Source organism: Arthrobacter sp. YA7-1 (assembly GCF_025960325.1).
Classification (GTDB): domain Bacteria; phylum Actinomycetota; class Actinomycetes; order Actinomycetales; family Micrococcaceae; genus Arthrobacter; species Arthrobacter bambusae_A.
On the sequence record NZ_CP110114.1, the window covers coordinates 3,252,505 to 3,271,232 of the forward strand.

An 18,728-nucleotide genomic window follows, 5' to 3' on the forward strand; every position below is an offset into this window, starting at 1 on the left:
CTCATACCCCTTAGACTGCGCAATCGCAAGAGTGGAGCTACTCGACTTGCGCTTTTTCCTCCACTCTAGTAAAGGGCCTTAACAAGTATCTACGATTGCCGCATGACACCTAGCTCTGGGGGCTTGGCGCTCGAAATAATCGTCCCCGTCTTCAACGAGTCCGCCATACTCGAAAGAAGCATTTACCGGCTCACCGATTACCTTTCCCGGGAATTGTTGTACAGCTGGAAAATCACGATTGCCGACAACGCGAGCACTGATGCGACCGGCTTAATTGCGCGGAAGCTCGCTGATGAGGTTCCGAATGTCAGTTATCGGCGCCTGGAGACTAAAGGGCGGGGTTTTGCGCTCCGCGACGCGTGGACATCGTCCGAAGCCAAAGTTCTGGCATATGTAGACGTCGACCTCTCAACCGATTTGGCGGCTTTGCCTCCGCTCATCGCTCCCCTGCTTTCCGGTCACTCGGATGTCAGCATCGGCACGCGGCTTGGCAGGACTTCGAGAGTAGTCAGGGGTCCCAAACGGGAATTCATCTCCCGGAGCTACAACCTGATTCTTAAACGGACCATGCAGGTACAGTTTTCCGATGCCCAGTGCGGTTTTAAGGCAGTCAGGGCGGAAGTCGCGCATCGGCTGCTGCCGTATGTGAAGGACAACTGCTGGTTCTTCGACACCGAGCTGTTGATCTTGGCGGAGCGTGCAGGACTTCGAATCCACGAGATTCCAGTCGACTGGATCGACGATCCAGACAGCAGGGTGGATATCCGCCAAACCGCCGTCGACGATATCAGGGGCCTCGTACGCGTCGCCGGTTCCATGATGAAGGGAAATATCCCTTTGCAAGCGATATACGCGGAGCTGGGGCGAGGACCTATCGCCACGCCGACCCGCCCAAGTTTCTTCGGCCAGGTGATACGTTTCGGAATCGTCGGCGCGTTCTCCACTATCGCTTTTGCTTTGCTGTATCTGCTATTCCAGGGCCCGTTTGGCCCACAGCAGGGAAACTTCCTGGCCTTGTTACTCACTGCCATTGCGAACACGGCAGCCAACCGCCGCTTCACCTTCAGGATCCATGGCCCCGAGCGGCAGTTCACGCAACAGTTTCAAGGCCTTGTGGTTTTCCTAGTCGCCTGGGTGATCACCTCTTCGTCCCTGGTATTGCTACATGCCATTCACCCGGATGCATCGCCCAGCACTGAGTTGTTGGTCCTGACCAGTGCGAATATTTTCGCCACTCTTGTCCGCTTCGTCCTGCTTCGTATCTGGGTCTTCCGGGTACGGCGGACGGAGGAACGGCGTGGCGTGGCCACCATTAAGCAGTTGGCAGTGTGAGCAGCAAAACCAGCCGACTTCCCGGACAACCAGCCCTGGGCACTGTCATCGGGGGCCCTTCTCAGATCTTCCGGATGTGGCTTCGTGGGGATCCGTTGAATCCGATGTGGCAGCGGCCGGCTCTATTGGGCCTTCTTGCTTTGACGTCGGTCCTCTACATGTGGGGACTCGACCGAAACGGCTGGGCAAACTCCTACTACTCCGCTGCCGTCATGGCCGGCTCGGAAGACTGGACGGCGTTCTTCTACGGTTCCTCCGACCCCAGCAATGCAATTACCGTTGACAAGCCGCCGATGTCCTTGTGGATCATTTCGCTTTCGGTGCGCCTTTTCGGGCTCAACTCATGGAGCATCCTCTTGCCGCAGGCTCTCATGGGAGTACTCAGCGTCTATTTGCTGTATCGGATGGTGCAGAAGCGGACCGACCCTGCAACTGGCCTCCTTGCAGGGCTTTTCTTCGCGGTAACGCCCGTGGCCACCGTCATGTTCCGGTACAACAACCCGGATGCGCTGCTGACTCTCCTCATGATCGGAGCCGCCTACGCCACACTCGAGGCGATCGACAGAGGGAAGCTGCGCTGGCTGCTCGTCGCGGGGGCCCTGATCGGCGCCGGGTTTCTCACGAAGCAGCTACAGGTTGCACTCATTCTGCCGGCGATCGCGCTTGCGTACGGTGTTTTCGCCCGATTGCCGGTATATCGCAAATTGCTCCACCTCGGGGCCGGACTGCTCGCCGCAGTAGTCGCATCGGGCTGGTGGCTCATCATCGCGCAGAAAGCGGATCCTGCTCAGAGGCCGTTCATCGGCGGCTCCCGATCCAATAGCCTCTGGGAACTGACGCTGGGTTACAACGGGCTCGACCGGTTGACCGGCGAGGATGCCAGCCACACGCTGTCGGGTCCTAGTGCGGATCTCTACCAGAAGCTTGGCCCTGGGTTCACACGTTTTCTACAACCACAGTTCTCGGCCCAGTTCGCGTGGTTTCTCCCGCTCGCGATTGCTGGAGTCGGTATCACTATTTGGTTCGCCATTCGACGACATGGCACGTTGCAACAGCGGGCTTTTTTGGCCTTCTGCGCCGCATGGTTTATTTGTTCGGCCACGGTCCTGGCCATGATGACAGGCATCGTCCATCCCTATTACGCGATCTCAACCGTGCCGGCGCTCAGTTGCTTAGCCGCGTTTACGGCCACCCATCTTATGCGCCGCTTGGCAAGCGGGCTAGTCCGTCTAGCGTCTGGTGTCGTGATGGCTAGCTGCCTGATCCTGGGGTTTACTACCGTATCCCGGTCCGTCTCGGAATTCCCTTGGCTGCCCCAGGTGTTGTTGGTCGCGGGTAGCTTGGCAGTCGCCATCGTGATACTTCCACCGGTCAAAAGGCAACCGCAAGCGGTACCAGCCCTATTTATAGGAGCATCAATTTTATTGGGTCCTACTATCTGGTCGGTAAACACGGCCCTTAGTCCGCACGTCGGAGCAGGAGTTGTCGCCGGACCCAGCACCCTGGGCATTCGATCAGATAGTCCAGATCGAACTCAACTGCCGACCGGGACGCCCCTCAGCTTCACCGCGGTCATGTTCGGCGACGTGCCATCCCCGATAGTCCTTGAGAGGATCAAAGCGAGCCCTGCGTCCGTGCGGTGGGCAACCGCGGTTGTCGGCTCGGAAACGGCCGCCAATTATCAGCTGGACAGTTCCAGAGCGATCCTGCCAGTGGGTGGATTCGACGGCACAGATCCTTTCCCGACACTGGAGCAATTCCAGACAATGGTCCACCAGGGTAATGTCGGATCGTTTGTGATCCAGAACCTTCCGCCTTTGACGTCTGACGGGCGAGGGGAATCTGCGCGCATTGTGCAGTGGGTGGAAAGCAACTTCCAGCCCGAGATAATCGATGGAACGTCCTTCTATCGCCTCACCCAGTAAGTTCAAAGTACGAAGAAAGCCCGCCCCGCCAAACGGCGGGACGGGCTTTCGAGAAAGCGGGTTTAGCGCTTGTGGGTCCGAGCGCTAAAAAGCGCTCAGGGCCCCGTGGTGATGTCGCGCCAGCGGCAACACCACGGGTAAGAGCATTTTTAGCGCTTGGAGTACTGCTGAGCCTTGCGTGCCTTCTTGAGACCAGCCTTCTTGCGCTCGATGACGCGTGCGTCACGACGCAGGAAGCCGGCCTTCTTCAGGGTGGCGCGGTTGTTCTCGGTGTCGATCTCGTTCAGTGAACGGGCGATGCCGAGACGCAGTGCGCCGGCCTGACCGGAAATGCCGCCACCGTGGATACGTGCAAAGACGTCGTAAGCGCCGTCAAGATCAAGGATCTTGAAGGGCTCGTTGACGTCCTGCTGGTGCAGCTTGTTCGGGAAGTAGTTGGCCAGCTCGCGACCGTTGATGATCCACTTGCCGGTTCCGGGCACGATGCGAACCCGTGCAACGGCTTCCTTACGACGGCCAACTGCGGCGCCGGAAACGGTCAGTGCCGGACGCTCTTTCTTCGGCGCTTCTGCTTCTGCAGGACCGCTCTCCGAGGTGTAGCTGGTCAGGTTTTCCTCAGCCACAACGGCCTCGGTGGTCAGTTCTTCGTTCTGAGCCACGATTCTCCTTGATTAAAAGTTGGTTGGTGGCCAGGACTACTGGGCGACCTGGGTGATTTCGAAAGTCTTGGGCTGCTGGGCTGCGTGGGGGTGCTCTGCACCACGGTAAACCTTGAGCTTGCCCAGCTGCTGTGCAGCGAGGGAGTTCTTCGGGAGCATACCCTTGATGGCCTTCTCCACGGCGCGGACCGGGTTGGATTCCAGGAGCTCCGCGTAGTTGACGGAGGTCAGGCCGCCCGGGTAGCCGGAGTGGCGGTATGCGCGCTTCTGCTCCAGCTTGGCGCCGGTCAGGGCAACCTTTTCAGCGTTGATAATGATGACGAAGTCGCCCATGTCCATGTGGGACGCAAAGGTCGGCTTGTGCTTTCCGCGCAGCAGTGTTGCGGTCTGGCTGGCAAGACGACCAAGGACAACGTCGGTGGCATCGATGACGTGCCACTGGCGGTTGATATCGCCGGGCTTCGGGGTGTACGTACGCACGGTTTTGCCTCGTTCTTGTTCTGGCGTTCATGTTTTAGGCGGCACGCTTGAAGCGTGTGCCTACTAGGTATGCGCTACCGGAGCAGAGGTGAGGGCTCTATGTACCAGTCATCCCGAAGTCTCGATATGCCTGTCGAGTTAACGATCCTGCAACTGGATCCCCAAGCGGGCATGTGTCATCGAGAAAGGACACGCACAACGACTATCAACAATAGCGGCTAGGAGCTTCAGGGTCAAAATAGGCTGGCAACGAGCGTGAACAGCTGAGACCCATTCCGAGCCCCCAGGAGATGCCATGACAGCAACTGCCGCCCAGCCCTTGCTTGTGGCCGCCCTCGGGCTCCTCGGGCTGCTCACGAGCCCCCTGGCAGAGGTTCTGATAGCCCGATCCCTGCCGCGGCTTGGTGGACTCCCCTCCTACACCGTGAGGATCACGACAGCGGTGGTGACGGCCGCGTTGTTTGCGCTCATGACGGTCCGGTTCGGCTTGTCACCTGCCCTCCCCGCTTACCTGCTCTTAGGAGTACTGGCGGTTCAGCTGTCCCGCTTGGACGTCGCCCACCATTTACTCCCGAACCCCTTGGTCTTGATTCTGCTTTCCGCCGGCCTCGTCCTGCTAACCACGTCCTCTGTGCTGGTTCCGGACTGGCCCGCCCTACTTCGCGCAGCTGTTGGAGGTGGCATTTTGTTCCTCGGTTACTTAATTCTTGGATTAATTTCCCCCGGCGGCCTCGGAATGGGCGATGTGAAGCTCGCGGCGCCACTCGGAATGTACTTGGGCTACTTGGGCTGGACTCAGCTGTTCTACGGGGGACTGCTGGGCTTCGTGGTTGGCGGGGTAATGACGGTGCTGTTGTTGCTCCTGAAGCGCGGAGCCAAACCCACAGAAGTGCCTCATGGACCGGCTATGTTCGCTGCCGCAATAGGAGTGGTACTTCTTGGCGGGTAGTCACTCGCCGGCTACCCGCTCCTCCTCATGCGCAACCACAACCTGCGGTTTGGGGTAGTAGTTAGCCAAAAAACCAAGTAGTTCAGCCACGCGAGCGAGTAGTTGCCACGTCCGGGAGTCGGAAAACGAGTAACGCCACGCATTGTTTGTTAACCCACTCACGGGCAATTCTTGTCCTAGCGAGATCCAACCGCCGGACGGGGTATGTGAGCGGCAGGGACTCGTACGAAAATTCACTTATCTGGGGAAGGTTTTACAATGTCCACTTTCATGTTCTCCGTTGTTTCATTCATCGCCGGTGTCAAGGAACGGTTCACTTCCGAGAAGGGGGCGACGATGGTGGAGTACGGCATCATGGTCGCCCTTATCGCGGTGATCGTCCTGGCAGCCGTCGGTCCGTTGGGGCAGGCAATCGCTGGAATATTCACAGGAGTCACTGCCAGCGTATAGGCGGCCACTTCATTGCTTGTCGAGACTTATTGCTTTCGGCAAGAGCGCGCGCTGAAACGATCTTTGGGCACACAGTGGCCACGTCCGAGGACGGGCAGAAAATTCGCAAACCCCGCAGATCTGTCTTAATTTTCGGAAGAATTGCGCGACGCACCGAACATGGGCGCTCTGAACTGGGAAAGATTGCGGTCGTTGAACCGTTGCTTCCCCGGCTAAGGAGCGCCCTTTCGGCGTTAACCCCCTAATTCTTTCTGCCTATTCCCGATGCTCCGGCGTGGCAAGTCGCCCATCCCCGTCACAGGCTGACCGCGGCGGCGTTCTTCGTTGAGTATCGTCCCAGCTCCGTGGCCGACGCGGGAACTCCGCTCAATGGGGTTGATCAGCTCGAAAGTGCCGAGCGCCACACGCTCCGGAGTAACCCATTGTTCGTCCGATCGGCCCGGAGCCGCGCTCATACGACATTTCGTCGACCGCCGCTCACGGCATGACCAAACTAGCCAAGCCTGCGGATCGGGATGCATCCCTGGCGATGGCGGAAAGCCAGGTGCCCGCGTTGACCTGGGTAGGCGAGGCCCCCGAATTCACGAGTGAAGGTAAGCGTCTCTCAGGTGGGATCCGTCCTGCTCGTCGGAGACATCGGCGATGGTGACGCGAGCCGGGTAGTCGATCAGCGGGATAAAGGCTCAGAGCGGATAGCGGCGACGTGGTTGCCGATGTTCATCCAGCTTTCTATGCTTCGCGCGGCCGCCGGCGGCGTCATTTTGATCTTTGGGGTCATTTTTCTCCGATCAATTTCTCGGGGCAGCCTCGGAAGGGCTGTGCGAGGCCCCTCAGCACCACTCGAAGATGTACTTGGGCTACTTGGGTTGGACCCAACCGGGCTACAGGGGACCGATCGGCTTTGTGGTGGGTAGGTAATGACGATCCGGCTGTTGCAGTTGCAGCGCGGAACCAAGCCTCGCCGGTGGTTCACGGACCGGCACCCACGTTCTCCGCAGCAATTGGGGTGGCACTCCTCGTATCTGTCATGCTCACAATCTTCGCAGGCTTCCCTTGACGCCCACAGGCCACTGCCGCCTCGTAGCTTGAGTAGTACTTAGCCAGAAAAACCGAGTACTCGGGCCCCACTTGCGAGTAGTTCGCGCAAATCGCCCCCGAAAAGTCGAGTACCACTACGCATTGTTTGTTAACCCACCCACACGCAATTCTTGTCCTAACGAAAACCGAAACCGTCAAACGGAATATGTGGACGGTTGGAATTCGTAGAAAAATTCACTTATCTGGGAAGGTTCATCCAATGTCAACTCTCATGCTCTCCGTTGTCTCATTCATCGCCGGCGTCAAGGAGCGGTTCAACTCCGAGAAGGGAGCGACGATGGTGGAGTACGGCATCATGGTCGCCCTTATCGCAGTGATTGTCCTGGCGGCTGTTGGTCCGCTGGGCCTCGCAATCAAGGCTATGTTCGCGGGCGTTACAACTAGCCTTTAGCTCTGATTTCATCGTTTGGCTCCGGTTGCGGTGAGAGCCGCAACCGGAGCCAAACCGCTTAACACAAAAGTCCACCTTGAAGCTGGGCGAACATCCTTATTCGGGAACTAATTCTGGGAGATGTTCTTGAAAGCGAAAAAGAAAGAACGTGGTGCAGTAGCCGTCGAACTGGCGATTGTCCTCCCCCTGCTGCTGCTGATTCTGATCGGAATCATTGAATTTGGTCGGGTGCTGAACGTTCAGGTTTCCCTGACGGAAGCGGCAAGGGAGGGCGCGAGAAATGCCGCCATCCACTATCAGGACTCCAGTCTGGACGTCACCGGCACGGCACAAAGGGCCGCACCGACGCTCAGTGGCCTGGGGATGACAGTCACCAGCAATGTTGGAAGTTGCTCACCGACTTCCGACGTCACGGTTACCACCAAGGTCTCTCTTCCGTCACTGACGGGTTTCCTGAATGGCGGGTTCTTCGGAATGCCGGGAATCTTCCCAATGTCAATGACTGGAGTCGGGGTGATGAAATGCGGCGGCTGAAAGGTACCCACCTCCTTGGGCATCGGAAGGCTAAGACCTCCGATGACAGCGAGAGAGGCGCAGTGACTCTGATAGTGGCTTTCCTCCTTGTGGTCCTTCTCGGCTTCGCGGCTTTGGCCATTGACGTTGGCGCGTTGTACGCCGAAAAGGCCCAACTGCAAAACGGGGCCGATGCCGCGGCGCTCGCGATCGCTGGTGATTGCGCCGCCGGCGACTGCGGGACCCCCACCACGACGGCATCAAGGCTCGCCAACGGAAACGCCAACGACGGTTCAAGCGGCGTTTCCTCCATCACTTTTCCCCAGGCGACCACGGTACGCGTCGAGACAAACAGTCGCGATGCCACCACCGGTTCCAACAGCTTTTCCCTGTTCTTCGCTAGAGTGCTGGGAATCAATTCCGCAGACGTTCGGGCCACAGCCCAAGCGTCCTGGGGGCCACCTTCGACGGGCACGACCCTTCCCTGGACCATGAGCGAGTGTGTCTTCGAGAAGTACCTCACGCCCAGTCAGTTAGCGTCACTGCAATCCACCGGGAATTTCACCGGCGATCCAGTGCCGACCCATATCCTGATGCGTTACGACACGAACGCACCCGCGTATCCGGGATGTGCAGCACAGAACGGCTATGAACCCGGCGGCTTCGGCTGGCTCACTACCAATACAGGTTGCTCTACAAACATCAGCATCTCGGCGCAAGTGAGCGGCCAACCGGGAAATCACTTCCCGAACGACCCCGCCTGCAGTTCCGTTCTTTCCACCATCATGGATAAGCCCGTCCTTGTCCCTCTCTTCAACTCGGCTACGGGGAACGGTAGCAACGCGACCTACACGCTCGTCGGATTTGGTGCATTCCAGGTAACGGGCTATCGGTTCAGCGGATCGGGAGGCGTCAATGACCCTGCCGCACCCAGCTGCACCGGAAACTGCCGCGGTATTCAGGGCTATTTCGCACGTTTTGTTTCCCTTCAAGAGGGAATGTCGATCGGCGGCGGGCTTCCCAATTTTGGGGCCTCCGTGATCACGCTTACGGGGTAGATCCTGGACTCCGCTTAGCCAATTCAATTGATCTGGGATTTTGAAAGGAGCTAGTCAAGTGAAATCACGCCTACTGGGAGGCATCGCAGCGCTGCTGCTGGCCGTCGTCGGAGCTGTACTACTTGTTGTGTACGTGCAAGGTGCCGACGCCAGAGCCGCAAAAGGAATGGACCCCATCAGTGTACTTGTTGTCAAGGATGCAGTCCCTGCCGGAACAAAAGCCGAAGATCTCGGGAGCAAAGTTGAGCTAAAGTCAATTCCACAGTCAGCGGTCGCATCAGGCGCCCTCCACGAGCTGACGGACCAGACTGGAAAAGTTACCTCTGTCAATTTGGCACCCGGGGAGCAGCTTATTGCGTCCAGGTTGGTGGCACCGGCAGAACTGGTTCCGGGAACAGTCCCGGTTCCAGATGGTATGACCGAAGTTACCTTCCTTCTCACACCCGAACGGATGCTGGGCGGTCGGCTTTCGGCCGGCGACAAAGTCACCGTCTACAGCTCGTTTAAGACCGATGAGGCCATGCCCGCGGGCACAAATATACCAGCGGGATCGAAGCAGTCGACAGGGCTCCTTTTCCACGATGTCCTCGTGACTGCTGTGCAACAGGCCCCCGCGCAAACACAAAAAGCGAGCTCTACTTCGACGGACCCTGCAGTGGCCATGCCCAATGGCTCTGCGTTCGTCACGGTGGCTAGGAGCGATGCAGACGCCTCAAAGATGGTCTTCAGTTCCGAATTCGGGACACTGTGGCTCGCCAAACAAACGGACACCACCAAGAAGAGCAATCCTCCAATCACTACATTCGGAGGGCTGTACTAATGAGTCGCTTTGTAGCCATCACTGCTGTTCGCGATTTTGAGGGCCGCGTGCGTCAAGCCATTGCCGGTGCCCTTCATGGCGAACTGCAGACTTTGTCTCCAGACGTCTTGTCCGGCGGACCGGACGATGTTTTTAGGCAGCTCAATGGTGCTCCACCCGAGGTCCTGATTCTCGGCCCAGGGGTCACCCCGGAGAATGCCTTGAAACTGGCGACTGTCTTCGATCTCCAGTATCCGGAGATCAGCCTGTTGCTCATTGCAGAACCGAGTCCCGACCTCATCCTAAGAGCCATGCATTCCGGGATACGTGATGTAGTCACCCCCGAAATAGACGTCAACGAACTCCGGGTGTTGCTTGAGCGCGCATGTCTGGCCTCGGCCAGCCGACGTAGGGGAATGGCTCCGGCCGCGGATCCAAGCCAGGAGCGCGGACGCGTCGTCGCTGTTATGTCTCCCAAAGGCGGGGTAGGAAAGACGACTGTTGCAACCAATCTGGCGATCGGATTGGGGAAGCTGGCGCCCATGGGCGTCGTCATCGTTGACCTTGACCTGCAATTCGGCGACGTTGCCTCGGGGTTGCTACTCGAACCTGAGCACTCGATCACTGAAGCCGTCCGCGGAACGGCCTCCCAGGATTCCATGGTCCTGAAGGCCTTCCTTACTGTGCATCCAGCGGGAATTTACGCCCTCTGCGCACCAAGGACACCGGCGGAATCGGACTACATCACGGCTGATCACGTCTCCCAGCTCATCAACCAGCTGGCCAGCGAGTTCAAGTATGTTGTCGTGGACACGGCTCCAGGGCTCGGCGAGCACTGCCTGGCCACTTTGGAACTGGCCACCGACGGCGTGTGGGTATGCGGCATGGACGTCCCGAGTATCCGGGGTCTTCGAAAATGCTTCAGCGTGCTGAAGGAGCTTCAGCTTCTCCCCGCCGGCCGGCACACCGTATTGAACTTCGCTGATCGCAGGAGCGGAATCTCAGTACAGGACGTCGAGGCGACCATCGGGGTGCCGATCGACACAGTGATTCCCCGTTCACGGACGCTGCCTTTCAGCACCAACCGAGGTATCCCGGTGCTACAGGGCACTACACGCGATGCAGCGTCGAAGGGCTTGAAGAAGCTTGTAGACCGCTTCGATCCGAAGTGGGTATCAACTACCCACAACCAACAGCACCGACGGGTGGTTGTGTCATGAAGCTTTCAGCCCGACTCTCCAATTCACAACGTTCTCCCGAAGTAGACGGCGCCAATCCCGATTTGTCCGAAGGCATCAACTCACCGCCAACCGAGGTCCCTGCCGTCGTTGCCGTAGCCCCGTCATTGGCTCCGGTTTCTAGGTCGTCGTCACCGTTGTACCTGTCTGGCGGCCAAGAGACACCAGTTGTCGATGCGCTTGCTGGACTGAAGGAGCGCGCTGCACAGGCTCTTTTTGAACGGATGGGAACACGATTTGGTGATACATCCTCGTCCGAAGAGGAACTTCGTGCCACTGCGATTGATGAACTCTCGGCTGTAATTGACCAGGAACAGGTCCCTCTTTCGCCAGAGGAACGTAGGCGCCTCATCCGAGAGATCGCGGACGAGGTTATGGGTTACGGACCCCTTCAGCGTCTACTTGAGGATCCATCAGTCACTGAAATCATGGTCAATCGATTTGACCAGATCTATATCGAACGCCATGGCCACCTCTCCTTGACGGGTGCGCGGTTCAGTTCAGACGATCATCTTCGAAAAGTCATTGAGCGGATCGTGTCGCGTGTGGGACGTCGCATCGACGAATCTTCGCCCCTCGTTGACGCGAGGCTGGAGGACGGTTCTCGTGTGAACGCGATTATTCCTCCGCTCGCGGTGAACGGGCCCTCCCTCACCATCAGGAAATTCAGCCACGTACCCCTCACTGTGCAGAATCTCGTTGAGTGGGGTTCGCTCACGCCCGAAATCGCGGAGCTGCTTAGCGCGTGCGTTCGGGCGCGTTTGAACATCATTGTCTCCGGCGGAACCGGCACCGGTAAGACGACCCTGCTCAACGTACTGTCCTCATTCATACCTGAGGAAGACCGGATCGTGACCATCGAGGATGCCGTAGAACTTCAGCTACAGCAACAACACGTGGTACGTCTCGAGAGCCGTCCCCCGAACATTGAAGGCAAGGGCGCGATAGGCATACGGGATCTGGTACGCAATTCCCTCCGTATGAGGCCAGACCGAATCATCGTAGGCGAAGTGCGAGGCGGTGAATCCCTGGATATGTTGCAGGCCATGAACACCGGGCACGACGGTTCCCTCTCAACCGTGCATGCAAATTCACCGCGCGATGCCATTGCACGTCTGGAAACGCTAGTCCTCATGGCAGGAATGGATTTGCCGCTCCGCGCCATCCGCGAGCAAGTGTCCTCCGCGGTAGACCTTCTGGTCCAGGTCACACGGTTGCGCGACGGAAGCCGTCGAGTGACCCACGTCACCGAAGTTCAGGGGATGGAGGGGGAAATCGTGACCTTGCAGGACGCCTTCTTGTTCGACTATTCCGCCGGGATCGATCCCTTCGGCCGTTTCCTGGGTAAACCGATTCCGACAGGAATACGTCCACGGTTTCTCGATCGCTTTGCCGAACTCGGCATCGCGGTGTCTCCGGCAGTCTTCGGTGTTGAATCCGTTCCGGCAGGGAGGCGGTAGCGATGGCCTTGCTCACGACGCCCTTGGCCGGCTTTGCACTGTGTCTCGCCGCTCTCTTCGTGGTGTTCTTTGTAGTGCTCAAACCACGCCACGGTTCGGTTCCGCTCAGTCGCCGTCGTTGGGGCCATCAGCCTGAACCATCCGCCATCAGCAAAGTCTCACAGTCCACCGCCGACGCGGTGGCCGGCGTCCTTGGCGAATCTGGAGGGCCATACAACCGCGCACTGCTTTATAACGCCGGCCTGAAGATGGCTCCTGCAGACTTCACAGTTCTCGTCGCAGCATGTGCGCTCGCTGTAGGCGTGTTTGGAACATTGACCGTCAATTGGCCTGTTGGCCTTGTGGGGGCCGCGGTGACCCCTTTCCTCGCAAGGATAGTGCTGGGATTCCTCGCCGAGAAGCGGCGAGGAAAATTTGATCGTCAGCTCACCGATTCCATCCAAATGTTGATCGGCGGCCTGCGCGCCGGCCACAGCGTGATGCGCTCGATCGAAGCCGCCGCACTAGAGGCCGACGTTCCGAGTTCCGAAGAATTTGCCCGCATCGTGAACGAAACGCGTATCGGAAAGGACGCTCGCCAGGCTATCGAGGAATGCGCCGACCGCATGCAGAGCGAGGATTTTCGCTGGATAGGCCAAGCTATCCAGATCAACCGTGAAGTCGGCGGCGATCTGGCGGAGGTTCTTGAGCAAGTAGCGGCAACCATTCGAGAGCGAAGCGAGATAAAGGGCCACGTTCGGTCGCTAAGCGCCGAGGGGAAGATGTCTGCCTACATTCTGATGGCCCTTCCAATTGGCGTCGGATTGTTCATGAAGGCAGTCAACCCCGGCTATCTCGACGTGATGTTCCAGCAGCCCATCGGACTCATCATGCTTGCGGTGAGTTTTCTGCTCTTTGTCGTTGGCGGTTTCTGGATGAGCCGCATCGTCAAGATCAAGTTCTAAGGAGAACGGCAATGACTCCCATGGTTTGGCTCATCATCGCAGCGATTGTGCTGCCCTTGGCCTACTTCGCGTGGGTCCTTATCACGCTGGACAGAAAGGGTGCTTTGGCTGTCCAGACGAATCTAGGAACCGGTTTGTCGCGAGCCGGCAATCCCGAAGTTCAACGCACCTCCCTATTGCTTGGGCTTTCTAAGCGGACTACTCCTCGAAGCTACGAAGCAAAACTGGACCGATGGCTCGCAATGGCGGGCCGGCCGCAGTCCATGCCCTTGGAGAAGCTGATCATCTCGAAACCGATTGCCGCGCTGACTGGCGCCGCGATCGGCTTTCTTCTCTTCAGCAGCACACCGTCATCAACAAACCTCGGCATCGCTATCTTCTTGACGATCTTCCTCTACTTCGCGCCGGATCTTCTGATCTACAACAAGGGGATCAAGCGTCAGGAAGCGATCGAATTGGAGCTCCCTAATACCCTGGACCAGATGTTGATTGCCGTTGAAGCCGGACTTGGATTCGAATCGGCCATGGCACGGGCCGGAACAACTGGAAACGGCCCGCTGGCTCAGGAACTCACGCGGACACTTCAGGACATCCAAGTTGGGCGCCCACGCCAAGAATCCTACGAGGCGCTGGCTGCGAGGAGCACCGTTCCAGATGTCCGGAGCTTCGTCAGGGCAGTCGTCCAGGCCGACAAGTACGGAATTGGAATCGCCAAGGTACTTCGCACACAGGCAAAGCAAGCAAGAGTCAAGCGCAGGCAGCGGGCCGAGGAAAAGGCCATGAAGCTCCCCGTAAAGGTATTGTTCCCGCTGATTTTCTGTATCTTCCCGGTCCTTTTCATCGTCCTGCTTGGCCCCGCAGCCATCAACATCATCGCGGCGTTCACCTAGGACAGCTCTGCTAAACGCACCCTGCTCCAGGGTGCGTGCGGAAACTCAGGACCAGCGCATCTGGGGCGCTATTGACCGACCACCCGCGAACCCAGAACGCGGGCGGTCATCGCAGGCCCCCTCCACGGTACCCAGAGCCGGGAGGGGGCCGTCCAACGTCCAAGCCCCGGCCAACCGCCGGGCCGTCCGGGACGGGGAGCCACGGATACCCCGACCCCAAACCTACTCCCGCCGCGCCCGCGTCAGCTCGGCCCGTGCAAACAGTTCGTCGTCGGAGGGATACGCCACTTCCTCAAGCACCAAAGGGTGCGGCGCGGCCAACACCGACCTGGCATCCCTCACGCCGGCAAGCAAACGTTCATGCAACCACTCGGGACGCTCCAGGCCCTCCCCCACACGCAGTGCCGATCCCACCAAGGCGCGCACCATGTTGTGGCAAAAGGCATCCGCCTGGACGTTGGCCACCAGCACACCATCGCTGCCGCGGACGAACTCCAGCCGCTGCAGCTCGCGGATAGTGGTGGCTCCCTCGCGGGGCTTGCAGTAGGCACGGAAATCCTGGAGCCCGAGCAGCGCCGCGGCTCCCGCGTTCATCGCGTCCTCGTCCAACTCAGTCTTGTGCCACAGGGTGAGCCTGCGCAGGACAGGATCCCAGCGCTCGGCGCCATCGGCGATCCGGTAGCTGTAGCGGCGCCACAACGCTGAGAAGCGAGCATCGAAACCATCAGGCGCCAGTCCGACGTCGTGCACTTCAATGGCGCCGGTCTCATCCAGCAGGACCCGGCTCAAGGCTCCGCGAAGCCGCCGCAGCAGCGCTGCAGAGGGGGCGATCTCGTGGCCCCTCGGCAGTCCGCTCCACTCGGCCTCGGACAGATCGATGTGCGCCACTTGTCCTCGCGCGTGGACACCGGCGTCGGTCCGCCCCGCCACGGTGACCCGCACAGGACGCCGCACGATCAGCGCCAACGCCTCTTCCAACGAACCCTGCACGGTCCGGAGACCGGGCTGAAGGGCCCACCCGTTGAAAGGGCCCCCGTCGTACGAGAGATCCATCCGGACACGCAAAAACCCGCCGCCCCCCAAAACGGGGGCAGCGGGTTTTCGTTCGTTCATAGACTTAAGTCTACTGTGAAGAATTCAGTGAATTACTTCTTTTCCTCAGCGGCCGGAGCCTCTTCGGTTTCAGCAGCTTCAGCTTCGGGAGCTTCGGCTTCGGTCTCCGGGGCTTCAGTCTCAACGACCTCTTCCTCAGCAACCGGAGCGGCTTCTTCGGCGGCCGGAGCAGCCTTCTCAGCGTCCTTCTTGGCAGCAGCAGTTGCCTCGGCAACTACAGCCTGCTTCGGGGAAACCGGCTCGAGAACCAGCTCGATGACAGCCATGGGAGCGTTGTCGCCCTTGCGGTTGCCGATCTTGGTGATGCGGGTGTAGCCACCATCGCGGTTGGCAACGGCGCCGGCGATGTCGGTGAACAGCTCGTGGACGATGCCCTTGTCGCTGATCAGGCCGAGCACGCGACGGCGGGAGGACAGGTCGCCGCGCTTGGCGAAGGTCACGAGGCGCTCCGCGTACGGCTTCAGGCGCTTGGCCTTGGTGACCGTCGTGGTGATGCGCTTGTGCTCGAACAAGGCTGCTGCCAGGTTCGCGAGCATCAGGCGCTCGTGAGCCGGACCGCCTCCGAGGCGCGGACCCTTAGTGGGGGTAGGCATAGTAATTTCTCCTGTAATGAAGGCCGTCCGGGTCCGAACGTGGACTCGGTGGCCAAGATCTGCTTGTTAGAGCTCGTCGTCGCTGAACGCGGCGTCGTCCTCTTCGATGGCTGCGGCGCGGGCTGCAAGATCGAAACCGGGAGGGGAATCCTTGAGGGACAGACCCAGTTCAACCAGCTTTGCCTTGACCTCGTCGATGGACTTCGCACCGAAGTTACGAATGTCCATCAGGTCAGCCTCGGAGCGGGCAACGAGTTCACCCACAGTGTGGATGCCCTCACGCTTGAGGCAGTTGTAGGAACGGACGGTGAGGTCCAGATCCTCGATCGGCAGTGCCATGTCAGCTGCCAGGGCAGCGTCCGTCGGCGACGGGCCAATCTCGATACCTTCAGCTGCGGTGTTCAGCTCACGTGCAAGACCGAACAGTTCCACCAAGGTGGTGCCTGCCGAAGCAACGGCGTCGCGCGGGGCGATAGCCTGCTTGGTCTCGACGTCGACAATCAGCTTGTCGAAGTCAGTGCGCTGCTCAACACGGGTAGCTTCCACGCGGAAGGTAACCTTCAAGACCGGCGAGTAGATCGAGTCGACCGGGATACGGCCGATCTCGGAGTCGCCGGACTTGTTCTGAGCTGCCGAAACGTAGCCGCGGCCGCGTTCGATGGTCAGTTCGAGTTCGAACTTGCCCTTCGAGTTCAGCGTGGCAATGTGCAGATCCGGGTTGTGGAATTCGACGCCGGCCGGCGGAGCGATGTCCGCGGCCGTGACGACTCCGGGGCCCTGCTTGCGCAGGTATGCAACAACCGGCTCATCGTGCTCGGAGGACACCGAGAGGTTCTTGATGTTCAGGATGATCTCAGTGACATCTTCCTTGACACCCGGAACCGTGGTGAACTCGTGCAGCACGCCATCGATCCGGATGCTGGTTACAGCAGCACCGGGGATGGAGGAGAGCAGGGTACGGCGGAGGGAGTTTCCGAGGGTGTAACCAAAGCCCGGTTCCAGCGGTTCAATGATGAAACGCGAGCGGTTCTCGGAGACTACTTCTTCAGACAGAGTGGGGCGCTGTGCAATAAGCACTTAGGTTTCCTTTCGGCGAGCATCCGCTATATGACGCAACACAGGTGGTGGAAATCGGCTTGGTTCCGGCTTTGCCGGCCGGGCGCCACGGAGCAGTCAGGCTGTTCCGTGGCGAACCCGGCCGGCAAGGCCAAGAATCCAATTAGACGCGGCGGCGCTTCGGCGGGCGGCAACCGTTGTGGGCGCTGGGGGTGACGTCCTGGATGGAGCCGACCTCGAGGCCAGCGGCCTGCAGCGAACGGATTGCGGTCTCGCGTCCGGATCCCGGTCCCTTGACGAACACGTCAACCTTGCGCAGACCGTGCTCCTGGGCGCGCTTTGCAGCAGCCTCGGCAGCCATCTGGGCGGCGAACGGGGTGGACTTGCGGGAGCCCTTGAATCCAACCTCACCGGCGGAAGCCCAGGAGATTACAGCACCGTTCGGGTCCGTGATGGACACGATGGTGTTGTTAAAGGTGCTCTTGATGTGCGCCTGGCCAAGCGCGATATTCTTCTTGTCCTTCTTACGCGGCTTGCGAACCGCGCCACGAGTCTTCGGGGGCATTATTTCTCCTACAGAAAGTTTATTGGGGGAAAGTCAGCTGCTTGGGCCCACATTTGCCGGGTTCCCTAAAATCGCGCAGCGATTTTAGGGGGCGGATGGGGACTAGCGGCCGGCTTTCTTCTTGCCGGCGACGGTACGCTTCGGGCCCTTGCGGGTACGAGCGTTGGTCTTCGTACGCTGACCGCGTACGGGCAGGCCCTTGCGGTGACGCAGGCCTTCGTAGCTGCCGATTTCAACCTTGCGGCGGATATCTGCTGCTACTTCGCGGCGAAGGTCACCCTCAACCTTGTAGTTGCCTTCAATGTAGTCACGCAGCTGGACCAGCTCGGCGTCAGTCAGGTCCTTGACGCGAACGTCAGCGCTGATGCCGGTGGCAGCCAGGGTTTCGTGTGCACGGGTCTTGCCCACGCCGTAGATGTAAGTAAGCGCAATTTCCAACCGCTTTTCGCGGGGAATGTCTACGCCAGCGAGACGAGCCATAGTGGCAGTACTCCTTGAATAAACCGGAGGTCGTAGGCAGTACACCCGCACTTTCAGTGCGGCCCCAGCCTCCGACCGGGGGTTAGCTGTCCAGGCTCTAATACGTCCCGATTCAGCTTGTGCTGCCTTTATTTACTTGCGTGGGTTAGCAACCCAGGTTTGCCCTCTCGGGCGCTAGTTCCCTTGCGGGGAATTAGCCCTGGCGCTGCTTGTGGCGCGGGTTCTCGCAGATCACCATGACCCGGCCATTACGGCGGATCACTTTGCACTTGTCGCAGATCTGCTTAACGCTCGGCTTGACCTTCATGGCGTTCCTTTGCGTGTTGCAGTTGGTCAGCTGTCGCGGCAACTACCCCGGTTTCCCAAGGCTGCCGCCCAGCCATTACTTGTAGCGGTAGACGATGCGACCACGTGTGAGGTCGTAAGGGCTTAGCTCCACCACTACGCGGTCCTCAGGGAGAATCCTGATGTAGTGCTGTCGCATCTTCCCCGAGATATGTGCAAGAACGATGTGCTTGTTGGTGAGCTCAACGCGAAACATCGCATTGGGCAGCGCCTCAGTCACAACGCCCTCGATCTCAATGACCCCGTCCTTCTTGGCCATATCCTCCGCTAACTGTTGTTTGCCGCAATCCTCCGGTTAGGCACCGGAAAATCTGCGGACGTTTTTTGTTTGTTTGGCCGTCCGGCTCCTACCACTCCACGAAGCAGGACTCGCGACCTGTTAAATGGGCG

At 59.2% G+C, this 18,728-nt stretch carries 21 protein-coding genes; 12 read left to right on the forward strand and 9 right to left on the reverse strand.

The genetic code is table 11. The annotated features are described in order from the left end of the window. Positions 1–102: 102 nt before the first annotated feature. The gene (locus tag OIT41_RS15190; protein WP_264636735.1) at positions 103–1,332 is read left to right on the forward strand and encodes a bifunctional glycosyltransferase family 2/GtrA family protein; all 1,230 of its coding nucleotides are present in this window, start codon (positions 103–105) and stop codon (positions 1,330–1,332) included. Continuing rightward, entirely contained in the window at positions 1,329–3,257 is a 1,929-nt protein-coding gene (locus OIT41_RS15195) for an ArnT family glycosyltransferase (protein WP_264636736.1), read from the forward strand. Before OIT41_RS15190 ends, OIT41_RS15195 begins: the two co-directional genes overlap by 4 nt. A gap of 149 nt (positions 3,258–3,406) precedes the next feature. Here the strand turns inward: OIT41_RS15195 and rpsI are convergent, their stop codons facing one another. Both rpsI and rplM read right to left on the reverse strand, forming a co-directional pair. After that, positions 3,407–3,916 carry a 30S ribosomal protein S9 gene (gene rpsI / locus OIT41_RS15200; protein WP_078108113.1) on the reverse strand — a complete coding sequence of 170 codons (510 nt, stop codon included), beginning with the start codon at positions 3,914–3,916 and terminating at the stop codon, positions 3,407–3,409. A 36-nt stretch (positions 3,917–3,952) separates the two neighbouring features. Continuing rightward, complete coding sequence (gene rplM, locus OIT41_RS15205) at positions 3,953–4,396, reverse strand: 50S ribosomal protein L13 (protein WP_024817563.1); 444 nt, start codon at positions 4,394–4,396, stop codon at positions 3,953–3,955. A 295-nt stretch (positions 4,397–4,691) separates the two neighbouring features. On the opposite strand from rplM, the gene OIT41_RS15210 reads away from it, so the two are divergent. The 10 genes from OIT41_RS15210 (at position 4,692) to OIT41_RS15255 (ending at position 14,186) form a co-directional block, all read left to right on the forward strand. After that, the gene (locus tag OIT41_RS15210) at positions 4,692–5,345 is read left to right on the forward strand and encodes a prepilin peptidase (RefSeq protein WP_241707137.1); all 654 of its coding nucleotides are present in this window, start codon (positions 4,692–4,694) and stop codon (positions 5,343–5,345) included. Positions 5,346–5,603: 258 nt separating this feature from the next. Continuing rightward, positions 5,604–5,795 (forward strand): Flp family type IVb pilin, encoded by a 192-nt coding sequence (locus OIT41_RS15215; RefSeq protein ID WP_241707136.1) that lies wholly within the window; start codon positions 5,604–5,606, stop codon positions 5,793–5,795. Positions 5,796–7,092: 1,297 nt separating this feature from the next. Further along, positions 7,093–7,284, forward strand: coding sequence for a Flp family type IVb pilin (locus OIT41_RS15220; RefSeq protein WP_241707135.1), 192 nt, complete (start codon positions 7,093–7,095; stop codon positions 7,282–7,284). Between the two features lie 120 nt (positions 7,285–7,404). Next, positions 7,405–7,818, forward strand: a complete 414-nt coding sequence (locus OIT41_RS15225) for a TadE/TadG family type IV pilus assembly protein (RefSeq protein ID WP_264636737.1) — start codon at positions 7,405–7,407, stop codon at positions 7,816–7,818. Positions 7,819–7,907: 89 nt separating this feature from the next. Further along, a complete protein-coding gene (locus OIT41_RS15230; RefSeq protein ID WP_264636738.1) occupies positions 7,908–8,855 on the forward strand; it encodes a pilus assembly protein TadG-related protein in 948 nt (315 codons plus the stop codon). Positions 8,856–8,913: 58 nt separating this feature from the next. Then, entirely contained in the window at positions 8,914–9,675 is a 762-nt protein-coding gene (locus OIT41_RS15235; RefSeq protein WP_264636739.1) for a Flp pilus assembly protein CpaB, read from the forward strand. Next, a complete protein-coding gene (locus tag OIT41_RS15240; RefSeq protein WP_241707131.1) occupies positions 9,675–10,874 on the forward strand; it encodes an AAA family ATPase in 1,200 nt (399 codons plus the stop codon). The genes OIT41_RS15235 and OIT41_RS15240 overlap by 1 nt, the downstream gene beginning before the upstream one ends. Continuing rightward, positions 10,871–12,352 carry a CpaF family protein gene (locus tag OIT41_RS15245; RefSeq protein ID WP_241707130.1) on the forward strand — a complete coding sequence of 494 codons (1,482 nt, stop codon included), beginning with the start codon at positions 10,871–10,873 and terminating at the stop codon, positions 12,350–12,352. Before OIT41_RS15240 ends, OIT41_RS15245 begins: the two co-directional genes overlap by 4 nt. Before the next feature lie 2 nt (positions 12,353–12,354). Further along, a complete protein-coding gene (locus OIT41_RS15250) occupies positions 12,355–13,296 on the forward strand; it encodes a type II secretion system F family protein (RefSeq protein WP_264636740.1) in 942 nt (313 codons plus the stop codon). 11 nt (positions 13,297–13,307) lie between these two features. Beyond that, positions 13,308–14,186 carry a type II secretion system F family protein gene (locus tag OIT41_RS15255; protein WP_241707128.1) on the forward strand — a complete coding sequence of 293 codons (879 nt, stop codon included), beginning with the start codon at positions 13,308–13,310 and terminating at the stop codon, positions 14,184–14,186. A 222-nt stretch (positions 14,187–14,408) separates the two neighbouring features. On the opposite strand, the gene OIT41_RS15260 is transcribed toward OIT41_RS15255, so the two are convergent. The 7 genes from OIT41_RS15260 to infA form a co-directional block, all read right to left on the reverse strand. Continuing rightward, a complete protein-coding gene (locus OIT41_RS15260) occupies positions 14,409–15,299 on the reverse strand; it encodes a tRNA pseudouridine synthase A (protein ID WP_264636741.1) in 891 nt (296 codons plus the stop codon). Between the two features lie 32 nt (positions 15,300–15,331). Continuing rightward, positions 15,332–15,892: a 50S ribosomal protein L17 gene (gene rplQ, locus OIT41_RS15265; protein WP_264636742.1), complete on the reverse strand. Its 561-nt coding sequence runs from the start codon at positions 15,890–15,892 to the stop codon at positions 15,332–15,334. Positions 15,893–15,958: 66 nt separating this feature from the next. Further along, positions 15,959–16,969 carry a DNA-directed RNA polymerase subunit alpha gene (locus tag OIT41_RS15270; protein ID WP_011692778.1) on the reverse strand — a complete coding sequence of 337 codons (1,011 nt, stop codon included), beginning with the start codon at positions 16,967–16,969 and terminating at the stop codon, positions 15,959–15,961. Between the two features lie 142 nt (positions 16,970–17,111). After that, positions 17,112–17,513: a 30S ribosomal protein S11 gene (rpsK, locus tag OIT41_RS15275; protein WP_028265083.1), complete on the reverse strand. Its 402-nt coding sequence runs from the start codon at positions 17,511–17,513 to the stop codon at positions 17,112–17,114. Positions 17,514–17,615: 102 nt separating this feature from the next. Further along, positions 17,616–17,993, reverse strand: coding sequence for a 30S ribosomal protein S13 (gene rpsM / locus OIT41_RS15280; RefSeq protein WP_011775569.1), 378 nt, complete (start codon positions 17,991–17,993; stop codon positions 17,616–17,618). A 193-nt stretch (positions 17,994–18,186) separates the two neighbouring features. Beyond that, positions 18,187–18,300, reverse strand: coding sequence for a 50S ribosomal protein L36 (gene rpmJ, locus OIT41_RS15285; protein ID WP_011775570.1), 114 nt, complete (start codon positions 18,298–18,300; stop codon positions 18,187–18,189). 75 nt (positions 18,301–18,375) lie between these two features. Next, complete coding sequence (gene infA, locus OIT41_RS15290) at positions 18,376–18,597, reverse strand: translation initiation factor IF-1 (protein WP_009358723.1); 222 nt, start codon at positions 18,595–18,597, stop codon at positions 18,376–18,378. Between the last annotated feature and the right edge of the window lie 131 nt (positions 18,598–18,728).